The organism is Nocardia sp. NPDC004582, assembly GCF_053602115.1.
This window is the reverse complement of the sequence record NZ_JBSGCY010000013.1, coordinates 71614-80812: the sequence shown is the minus strand read 5'-3', so window position 1 is coordinate 80812 and position 9199 is coordinate 71614. Positions and strand designations below refer to the sequence as shown.

10 protein-coding genes are annotated in these 9199 nt (G+C 70.2%); 7 read left to right on the top strand and 3 right to left on the bottom strand.

Annotated elements, in window-relative coordinates:
* From ACWELJ_RS06530 to ACWELJ_RS06515, 4 genes are all read left to right on the top strand, one after another.
* Positions 1–4083, top strand: a 4083-nt coding sequence (locus ACWELJ_RS06530; RefSeq protein WP_452365162.1) for a non-ribosomal peptide synthetase, incomplete at its 5' end; no start/stop codon positions are given.
* A gap of 80 nt (positions 4084–4163) precedes the next feature.
* Positions 4164–4382 (top strand): MbtH family protein, encoded by a 219-nt coding sequence (locus ACWELJ_RS06525; protein ID WP_452365161.1) that lies wholly within the window; start codon positions 4164–4166, stop codon positions 4380–4382.
* A gap of 137 nt (positions 4383–4519) precedes the next feature.
* Positions 4520–4666, top strand: coding sequence for a hypothetical protein (locus ACWELJ_RS06520; protein WP_452365160.1), 147 nt, complete (start codon positions 4520–4522; stop codon positions 4664–4666).
* Between the two features lie 40 nt (positions 4667–4706).
* On the top strand, positions 4707–4835 hold the full coding sequence (locus ACWELJ_RS06515; protein ID WP_452365159.1) for a hypothetical protein: 129 nt from the start codon (positions 4707–4709) through the stop codon (positions 4833–4835).
* Between the two features lie 218 nt (positions 4836–5053).
* Here the strand turns inward: ACWELJ_RS06515 and ACWELJ_RS06510 are convergent, their stop codons facing one another.
* Together ACWELJ_RS06510 and ACWELJ_RS06505 are read right to left on the bottom strand one after the other, a co-directional pair.
* Positions 5054–5929: an esterase/lipase family protein gene (locus tag ACWELJ_RS06510; RefSeq protein WP_452365158.1), complete on the bottom strand. Its 876-nt coding sequence runs from the start codon at positions 5927–5929 to the stop codon at positions 5054–5056.
* A gap of 93 nt (positions 5930–6022) precedes the next feature.
* Positions 6023–6172 (bottom strand): hypothetical protein, encoded by a 150-nt coding sequence (locus ACWELJ_RS06505; RefSeq protein ID WP_452365157.1) that lies wholly within the window; start codon positions 6170–6172, stop codon positions 6023–6025.
* 227 nt (positions 6173–6399) lie between these two features.
* Between ACWELJ_RS06505 and ACWELJ_RS06500 the strand changes: the two genes are divergently transcribed.
* On the top strand, positions 6400–6573 hold the full coding sequence (locus ACWELJ_RS06500) for a hypothetical protein (protein ID WP_452365156.1): 174 nt from the start codon (positions 6400–6402) through the stop codon (positions 6571–6573).
* A 3-nt stretch (positions 6574–6576) separates the two neighbouring features.
* Here ACWELJ_RS06500 and ACWELJ_RS06495 read toward each other — a convergent pair whose 3' ends face one another.
* Positions 6577–7812 carry a TetR/AcrR family transcriptional regulator gene (locus tag ACWELJ_RS06495; RefSeq protein ID WP_452365155.1) on the bottom strand — a complete coding sequence of 412 codons (1236 nt, stop codon included), beginning with the start codon at positions 7810–7812 and terminating at the stop codon, positions 6577–6579.
* A 65-nt stretch (positions 7813–7877) separates the two neighbouring features.
* On the opposite strand from ACWELJ_RS06495, the gene ACWELJ_RS06490 reads away from it, so the two are divergent.
* Positions 7878–8321 (top strand): SRPBCC family protein, encoded by a 444-nt coding sequence (locus ACWELJ_RS06490; protein WP_452365154.1) that lies wholly within the window; start codon positions 7878–7880, stop codon positions 8319–8321.
* 35 nt (positions 8322–8356) lie between these two features.
* Positions 8357–9124: an enoyl-CoA hydratase gene (locus tag ACWELJ_RS06485; RefSeq protein ID WP_452365153.1), complete on the top strand. Its 768-nt coding sequence runs from the start codon at positions 8357–8359 to the stop codon at positions 9122–9124.
* Positions 9125–9199 lie beyond the last annotated feature (75 nt).

Genomic DNA, 9199 nt, shown 5'->3' with positions numbered 1-9199 from the left:
GCGCTGGCCGCCGCCGTGCTCGCGGCCGACGCCACCGCCGCCCGCCCGCCGCTGCTGCCCCGCACCGGTGACGGACCGGTCCCGGTGTCGCCCGCGCAGCAGCGCATCTGGTTCATGAACCGGATGGATCCGGAGTCCATCGCCTACAACATCCCGCTGCCCATCCGGCTCACCGGACCCCTCGACGTGGCCGCCCTGCACGCCGCGCTCGCGGATGTGGTGGTCCGGCACGAGGTGCTGCGCACCGTGTACCCGGAGACTCCGGAGGGCCCGGCGCAGGTGGTGCTGCCCGTCACCGCGGTCGCGGAGCTGCCCGCGCTGGAAGCGATTCCGGTCACCGAGGCCACCGTCGTCGGCGCGGTCGCGGCCATGATCGGCCAGGGCTTCGACGTCACCACCGCGGTGCCGTTGCGGGCGGCGCTGTACGCGCTGGCCCCCGAGGATCACGTGTTCGTCGTGGTCATGCACCACATCGCCGGTGACGGCACCTCGCTGGCCCCGCTGGCCCGCGACGTCATGACCGCCTACGCGGCCCGCAAGGCCGGCGCGGCGCCGGCGTGGAACCCGCTGCCGGTGCAGTACTCCGACTTCGCGGTCTGGAAGCGCGATCTGCTGGGCTCCGAGGACGATCCGGACTCGCTGATCTCCCGCCAGCTCGGCTTCTGGCGTGACCGGCTGGCCGGGCTGCCCCCGCAGCTCGAGCTGCCCGCCGACCGGCCCCGGCCGGCGCTGTTCCAGACCGCGGGCCGCCGGGTCGACTTCACCGTCGACGCGCGCACCCATGCGGCGCTGGTGGATCTGGGCCGCACCCGCGGCGCGACGCTGTTCATGACGGTGCACGCGGCCTTCGCGACCCTGCTGTCGCGGCTGTCCGGCTCGGCCGACATCGCGGTCGGTACCCCGGTGGCCGGTCGCGACGACGCCGCTCTCGACGACCTGGTCGGCATGTTCGTCAACACGCTGGTGCTGCGCACCGGGGTCGATCCGGCCGAGAGCTTCGACGCGCTGCTGCGCCGGGTCCGGTCCGAGGACATCGCCGCGTTCGGCCACGCCGACGTGCCCTTCGAACGACTGGTCGAGGTGCTCGCGCCGGAGCGTTCGACCGCCCGCAACCCGCTGGTCCAGGTCGGCTTCTCGTTCAACAACCAGCAACCGGCCGCCTTCGACCTGGACGGCCTGACCGTCGCCGCCGTCGAATTCGACGGCGACGAAACCCAGTTCGACCTTCAACTGGTGATCGTGGACAACTACGACGCCGATGGCGCGCCCGCCGGTTTCACCGCGACCATGACCTACGCCACCGCGCTGTTCGACGCGGCCACCGTGGCGCGGTTCGCCGACCGGTTCACGCTGCTGCTGAAGACCGTCGTCGCGCGGCCGGAACTGGCCGTCGGCGATCTGGACCTGATGGTCGAGGGCGAGCGCACCCGGGTGCTGCACGACTGGAACGACACCGCCGCCGCCGCGGATCTGCTGCGCGCCGTCTCCGGCGACGCGGGCGAGACCCTGGTGGCGCTGTTCGAGGCCCAGGCCGCGCGGACACCCGACGCGATCGCGCTGAGCTGCGAGGGCACGGAACTGTCCTACGGCGAGTTCACCGCCCGGGTGAACCGCCTGGCCCGGCGCCTGGTCGAGGCGGGTGTCGGCCCGGAATCGCTGGTCGCCCTGCACATCCGGCGTTCGCTCGAGTTCATGGTCGCCTCCTACGCGGTGATCACGGCCGGTGGCGCGTACGTTCCGGTGGACCCGGACCAGCCCGCCGAGCGCATCGGCCACGTGCTGGACACCGCGAACCCGGTCTGCGTCCTGAGCACCTCGAGCTCGGTGTTCGCGGCCGGCGCGTACCCGGTGCTGGAGGTCGATACGGCCAATCTGTCGGGCTACTCCGACCGTCCGGTCACCGATGCCGATCGGCGTGCGCCGCTGCGTCCGCAGCATCCGGCGTACACCATCTTCACCTCGGGTTCGACCGGAAAGCCCAAGGGCGTCAGCGTCTCCCACGCGGCCATCGTCAACCAGATGGACTGGATGCAGGCCGAGTACCGGCTCACCGCGCAGGACGTCTACTTGCAGAAGACGCCCAGCACCTTCGACGTGTCGCTGTGGGGCTACTTCATTCCGCTGCGGGTCGGCGCGACGCTGCTGCTCGCGGCCCCGGACGGCCACCGCGATCCGGCCTACCTGGTCGATCTCATCGACCGGCACAGTGTCACGGTCACCGATTTCGTGCCCTCGGTGATGAGTGTCTTCGCCGCGCACGGTGATCGGGAGCGGCTGAAGACGCTGCGTCAGGTGTACGTGATCGGTGAGGCGCTGCCCGCCGAGACCGTGCGCGCCTTCGGCGCGGTGAGCTCCGCCGAGGTGCACAACCTGTACGGCCCGACCGAGGCCGCGGTGTCCATCACCTACCGCGACGTCACCGGCGAGGTCGACCGCTCGGTCATGCCGATCGGCCGGCCGCAGGGCAACAGCACCGTGTACGTGCTGGATTCGCGCCTGAACCCCACTCCTCCCGGGGTGGCCGGTGAGCTCTACCTGGGTGGTGTCCAGCTGGCTCGCGGCTATGTCGCGCGCCCGGACCTGACCTCGGACCGGTTCATCGCCAACCCGTACGGCGCTCCCGGCGAGCGCATGTACCGCACCGGCGACCTGGTCCGCTGGGACGTCAGCGGCGAGCGCGCCGAACTGGTGTACCTGGGCCGCACCGACTTCCAGGTGAAGTTCCGGGGCCAGCGCATCGAGCTCGGCGAGATCGAGCTGGCGCTGACCGCGCTGCCGGAGATCGCGCAGGCCGTGGTCCTGGTGTGGCCGGGCGCGAGCGCCGGTGACGAGCACCTGGTCGCGTACCTGGTGCCCGCCGCGGGCGGGGCAGCGCCGGACACCGACGCCCTCCGCCGCGCGCTCGCGCAGCGCCTGCCGTCGTACATGGTGCCCTCGGCCTTCGTGACGCTGGATGCCCTGCCGCTCAACACCTCCGGCAAGCTGGACCGCAAGGCCCTGCCCGCGCCGGAGTTCGGGGCCCGCGAATTCCGGGCTCCGGAAACGGAGTTGGAGGCCACCGTGTGCGCCGCCTTCGCCGAGGTGCTGGGTGTCGAACGGGTCGGTTTGGACGACAACTTCTTCGAGCTCGGCGGCACCTCGCTGGTCGCGGCGCGGCTGGCCTCGCGGCTGGGTGAACTGCTCGGCCGCAAGGTGCCGGTGCTGCTGCTGTTCTCCGCGTTCACCCCGGGCGAGCTGGCCCGGGAGCTGGATTCGGCGACCGGCGCGGGCGTGGAGGCGGCGCTGGACGTGCTGCTGCCGCTGCGCCGGGAAGGCAGTGCGGAACCGCTGTTCTGCATCCACCCGGTCGGCGGCATCTCCTGGTCCTTCGCGGGCCTGGCGGCGCACCTGGACGCCGATCGCCCGATCTACGGCCTCCAGTCGCCGGCGCTGAAAGCCGGTGGCGTACTGCCGGATTCGATCGAGGCGTGGGCCGCGGAGTACGTGGCGGCGATCCGTTCGGTGCAGCCGTCCGGTCCGTACCACCTGCTCGGCTGGTCGCTGGGCGGCGTGCTCGCCCACGCCGTCGCGGTGCACCTGCAGCGCGAGGGCGAACAGGTCGGCACGCTGGCCATGCTGGACAGCCATCTGGCCACGGCCGACGCCGCGGTCGCCCCCGCCGCCGGGGACGCGCTGACGGAGATCCGGGACGTGCTGGGCGGCCTGCTCGGCGACCGGGCCGACGAGCTCGACCTCGTCGGCGTCACCCGGCCCGCCGAGCTCGCGGCCCGTCTGGTCGCGTTGCCGGAGCAGGGCGACGGTCTCAGCCCCGCGGCGTTCGGCGTCGACCGGATCACCTCGATCCTCGAGTCGGGCCTGCGGTCGATGGAGCTGATGCGGGCCTACCGCCCGGAGCGCTTCCACGGCGATATCACGTACTTCACCGCGGCCCTGGAGGAGCCGGTTGTCGCCGGCGCCACGGGCTGGACCGCCGCCGTCGACGGCACGGTCCGCGATCACGCGGTGCCCGCGACCCATTGGCAGATGACCTCGCCGCAGGCCCTCGAGCCGATCGCGCGGACATTGGCGCAACTGTGGCAGTGAAGCATCGGGGTTTCTGAAAACGCTGCGATTCTGATTTCACTGTGGTACTCAACTTCCCAGGTGAGAAAGGCTGATCCACCATGAGCAATCCGTTCGATGACGAGAACGCCCAGTTCTACGTGCTCGTCAACGAAGAGGCCCAGCATTCGCTGTGGCCGGTGTTCGCCGCCATCCCCGGCGGCTGGACCGCCGCGCACGGCCCGGCCCTGCGGCAGAGCTGCTTGGACTACGTCGAAGCGCACTGGACCGATATGCGACCGGCCTCTCTGGTCCAGGCGATGGCCTCCGAGCCTGAATAGACCAGCGCCCGAATAGACCACGCGGAACGCCAGTTCCGCATCCACAGACCCGGGGCCGACTGGCCTCGTGCGGCGGTCCCGAGAAGAAACCACACATCGAGGGGGTCTGTCCGCGTCGTGAAAGAAAGGGAATCACCATGACCACCACTCCTCCGGATCCCGGCACCACGCCCTCGGTCGACATCGGCGCCGTCGTCTCTCAGGTGCTGAAGTTCCTGGGCGCCGGTTCCACCGCGAGCTACAACCCCAAGGGCCCGAAGCTCAAGAACCACAGCGCGAAGTAATTCGCGCCGGATACACGAAGATTCTCGAAAGGAAATCGCGATGGATTTCTACACCGGCAGCGGTATGACCGACCTGCTCATCGCCATTGCCAAGGTGGTCGGCTCCGGCTCCTCGACCTCCGTGACCCAGCCGGGCACCACGACCCCTACCCCGACTCCGGTTGTCTAGGAGGCCTGCATGTTCAGCGGTAGTGCCGTGAACGACTTTTTCAGCTTCCTGGCGAAGTCGCTGGGCAGCGGCTCCTCATTCACCTGGCCGCCGGCGACTACGACAACCACGTAGCGGCTTTCGGGTAGGTGTGTGAAGGCCGCCAGGACATCTCGTCCTGGCGGCCCCCGGAGTACTGTCGGTGCTTCCCTTTCCGGCCTCGGGCCGTGGGTGCGGGGTCAGCGCCGCAATTGGCCCAGGACCCAGCCCGCGGTCTCGGCGCTGGATCGGATCAGTGAGTGGTCCACCGGCGCCGCGTCCGGAAACAGGTCCTCGTAGACCGCGTTCTCGACACCCGGTTCGTCGATGGTCGAGCACAGCGGCGCGGGCGTGGCGAGCTGATCCCGCCGGGTCGCGATCACCGAATAGGTGACCCCGGGCTGGGTGACCGGCGTGTCGAAAATCGCCTTGTACACCGGCGAATCCGGGGTCATCTGCAGGGCCGTGGCCAGGTCCGGCGAGGCCGCGGCCAGCAGGGTGCCCAGCACGGGCAGCTCGTGCAACAGCCGCACCGGGGTGATCGGCGGATTCTGGATGCCGAGGACACCCGCGCCGTCACAGCCGCGCACCTCGGGCGTGATGAACACGGCGTGGCTCACCGTCGGCGCTCCGCCCAGCACCTTCAGGTAATAGTTCGACACGATGGTCCCCGCCGAATGGGCCACGATCTCGACCTTCGCGGCCCCGGTGGTCTCCCGCACCTTCGCGATGAAATCCGCGATCTGCCCCGCCTCGGCGGGCATATCGCCGTACCAGCGCTTGCCGTTCACGATGCCGCCCTGGAACAGCAGCGTGCAGTACCCGGCCCCGCGCAGTGCGCCGACCATGGTGTCCCACTGCGCCGCGGTCTGGTCGATGCTGCCGTCGCCGCCGGGCAGCACCACCACCGGATACGGGTGCGCCGCTGTCGGCGCGCAATCGATGGCCGGTTCGATGGTGGTCCCCGCCGGCAGCGGCCGATCCGCCGACCCGGTATCGGGCCCCGCCTGCGCCGGCGCGGCCGACCACAGGACGGCGGCGCTCAACGCGATCGCGACAGTGCTGATAATTCTCATGGGTAACAACGCCTTTCCGGCCCTCGTCATGCATTCCCTCCCGACCGTGCGCCCTGCACGATACGGGCGTTCGCGCGTTCACGCAGCGATGCTTCAGCGCGTGTCGACCGGTGTGCGCCGGTGCTGCCGGGCCGGATTCACCATGCGCGGCGCCGGCTCCGCCGGTTCGGCGGCCACCCGGGCGCGCGGCGCCACCGCCGCGGCGTGATGCGTTGCGGCCCGGGCGGTCTCGCTCGCGGACATCGGATTCGAGCGGGCGCGAACGAGGAGACGTGAATTCGACTCGCGCACGCAGCTTCCGGCGTGAGCGAACGATTGGCAAATATATTTGCTCAGAAGACAAACCCTGATCGGCGGCCGTGCCCGCACGAATCATGAAATCCGGAGCCCGGCCGCCTGAACTCACGCAATCGCTAAAGGTTAGCTATGAGAGGGAAACCATGAGCCGGCCTGAGCCCGTAGAACCACACGTGATCGGTCTCTACTGGGACCGCGACGGCGATATCTGGCAGCGCGAGGACGGCGGCTGGCGGCTCATCCTGCAGAGCGGCGTGGCCGTCGACCCGGTCTCGCTGTGGGAGTGGGATCAGGGGCATGTCTGCGACTACGCGCCGTTCGTCCCGCTGACCGCGCTGAAGGCCTAGGTATCAGGCGCGTGCGGACCCCGGGTCCGGCGCGTCGGCGCCGAACAGGGTGACCTCCATCAGCCGGATCACCCTGGGCTGCGGGCAGATCGACGCGTGCGCGCCGAACTCCCGGCCCAGGTCCACCACCAGACCGAACCCGGCCTGCACCAGGATGCGCGCCTCGCTCTCGGACAGTTCCGGGCGCACCGCCACCAGCAGCCGCACCCACTCGGCCACGATGAGCCGCTGCACATTGCGCAGCATCGTGCGTTCCTCGGCCGAGACATGGCCGAATTCGGCGTAGTACACGAAGGTCAGCTCGCGCTCGGCGAACGATCCCGCGACATACAGGTCCACCAGTTTGCGCAGCGCCTCGGCCGGACTCGACGAGGACGCCACCGCCGGCCCGATCGCCCCCGACACCCGGTCCGCCGCCCGGCGGAACGCGGCGGCCAGCAGATCGCCCTTGCTGCGGTAGTACCGGTACACCGCCGAGGCCGCCGACAGATCGGCCGCCGCCGCGATGTCCTCCACGCTCACATTGGGATAGCCGCGCTGGTGGAACAGCTCCACCGCCTTCTTCAACAGCAGCTCGTGCTTGAAACTGCGCGGGATCTCCACCGCCCGCGGCGGCTCCACCGCGGTGCCCTCCGGCGGCAGCTCGGTGTCGAGGATGGCGTCGCAGGCCGAATGCAGCAGGGCCGTCAGCGATTTCGCGGGCAGCGTGGCGTGGTGGTCGCCGATGCTGGAGATGACGCTGAGCATCGACACCGCCCGCACCGCGCGATCGTGCCCGTCGAGTTCGGGCCGCACGTCCGCGATGAGCGCGCGCAACGTGGTCAGCGCCACGATGAACTGCTCCTCCAGGATCTGCCGATCGGTGTCGTCGAGATAGCGGCGCTCCCAGCGCACCAGGGTGACGGTGGCGCGATTGGCGATGGTCTCGGCGATCATCCGGTCCAGCACCCGGTTCAGTCGGGCGCGCGGGGTCAGGCCCTCGGACTCGTCGGGCAGGGTGGCCGCCTCGGCGGTGAGCCGCGACAGGCGCAGCAATTCCTCCCGGAACAGCGCGTACTTGCTCGGATAGTGCCGGTACAGGGCGGCCGAGGAGATACCGAGCCGGGTGGCGATGTCCTCCATGCTCACGCCGTGATAGCCGAGCGATCCGAAGGCGGCCGCCGAGGTGGCGGCGATCTGCGCGCGCCGATTCTTCGGGCGGCGGCGGATCACGCGCTGCGGCTGCTCCTCGACGGTCATATCGCAATGGTAATCACCAGGCATTTCGGCCGACGTCTCGCCGCCGATCTCGGTAGTCTGCCGGGATGCGCACGGTCGACGTCGAACGCACCATCGCCGCCTCGCCCGCGGATGTCTTCGATTGGCTCACCGATGTCGCGAATTATCAACGGGTTCCGTTCGTCCGCCGCGTCACCCTGGTCCGCCCCGGCGATACCAACGGCAACGGCGTGGGCGCGGTGCGATTGGTGGTGACCCCGCTCATGCGGCTCACCCAGGAGATCACCGAATACGATCCGCCCCGGCTGATGCGCTATCGCGGGCTGAAATCCGTTCCGCGCCTACGGCATCAAGAGGGTTGGATCAGCTGCGAGCCGGTCGCGGGCGGCACGCTGGTGCACTGGTCGACGACCTTCGAGATCGCCGCGCCCGTGCTCGCGCCGCTGTGGACCTTCCTGTCGGCCCCGGTGGTGAGCCTCAGCTTCGACATGGTGCTGCGGACCGCCGCGCGCGAACTGCGCGGTGCGTGAACGCCGTGCCCCGCGCGCCGTTACCATCTGGGGCCATGGCCGAGATCAAGGTGGAGCGCCTGGACTCCGTGGCGCTGGTGACCGTGCACGACCCCGACAAGCGGAATGCGTTGACGCTGGATCTATCCGCCGATCTCGCCGACGCGGTGGCGGACGCGGAGGCCGACGATTCCGTTCACGCCCTGGTGGTCACCGGCACGCCGCCGGCCTTCTGCGCGGGCGCCAACCTGACCGCCCTGGGTGAGGCGAAGGAAGAGGGCCTGCGTGCCATCTACGAAGGCTTCCTCGCGGTGGCTCGGTGCAAGCTGCCCACCATCGCGGCGGTCGGCGGCGCGGCCGTCGGCGCCGGCCTGAACCTGGCCCTGGCCGCGGACCTGCGTTTCGCTAATCCCAACGCCCGCTTCGACGCTCGCTTCCTGCGCCTGGGCATCCACCCCGGCGGCGGCATGACCTGGATGCTGCAGCGCGCGGTCGGCCCGCAGCAGGCGGCGGCCATGACCCTGTTCGGCGAGGTGCTCGACGCCCCGGCCGCGGCCGCGGCCGGGCTGGTCCACCGCGTCGTCGACGGCGATCACGCCGCCCTGGTGTCCGCCGCCGTCGAATACGCCTCCGCGACAGCGGAAGTCCCGCGCGATCTGCTCATCACCACCAAACGCACCATGCGCGCCACTCGCGCCCTGCCCACCCACGCCGAGGCGGTCAGCACCGAGGTGGTCCCGCAGCTGGCCTCGCTCGAATCGCCCGAGTTCGCCGCCCGCCTGGCGGCGGCGCAGACCCGGATCAGCGGGTCGTCCGCGAACTGAGTTCGACCGATGCGGTGAAACAGCCGGTGGCGTGGAGGGATTCGATTCCTTCCGCGCCACTGCGCTTTCCGGGCC

Coding starts and splice junctions, on each gene's coding strand:
- ACWELJ_RS06490 (WP_452365154.1), top strand. CDS start 7,878: ATGCGCACGGTCGACGTCGAACGCACCATCGCCGCCTCGCCCGCGGAT.
- ACWELJ_RS06520 (WP_452365160.1), top strand. CDS start 4,520: ATGACCACCACTCCTCCGGATCCCGGCACCACGCCCTCGGTCGACATC.
- ACWELJ_RS06485 (WP_452365153.1), top strand. CDS start 8,357: ATGGCCGAGATCAAGGTGGAGCGCCTGGACTCCGTGGCGCTGGTGACC.
- ACWELJ_RS06510 (WP_452365158.1), bottom strand. CDS start 5,929: ATGAGAATTATCAGCACTGTCGCGATCGCGTTGAGCGCCGCCGTCCTG.
- ACWELJ_RS06505 (WP_452365157.1), bottom strand. CDS start 6,172: ATGTCCGCGAGCGAGACCGCCCGGGCCGCAACGCATCACGCCGCGGCG.
- ACWELJ_RS06495 (WP_452365155.1), bottom strand. CDS start 7,812: ATGACCGTCGAGGAGCAGCCGCAGCGCGTGATCCGCCGCCGCCCGAAG.
- ACWELJ_RS06525 (WP_452365161.1), top strand. CDS start 4,164: ATGAGCAATCCGTTCGATGACGAGAACGCCCAGTTCTACGTGCTCGTC.
- ACWELJ_RS06515 (WP_452365159.1), top strand. CDS start 4,707: ATGGATTTCTACACCGGCAGCGGTATGACCGACCTGCTCATCGCCATT.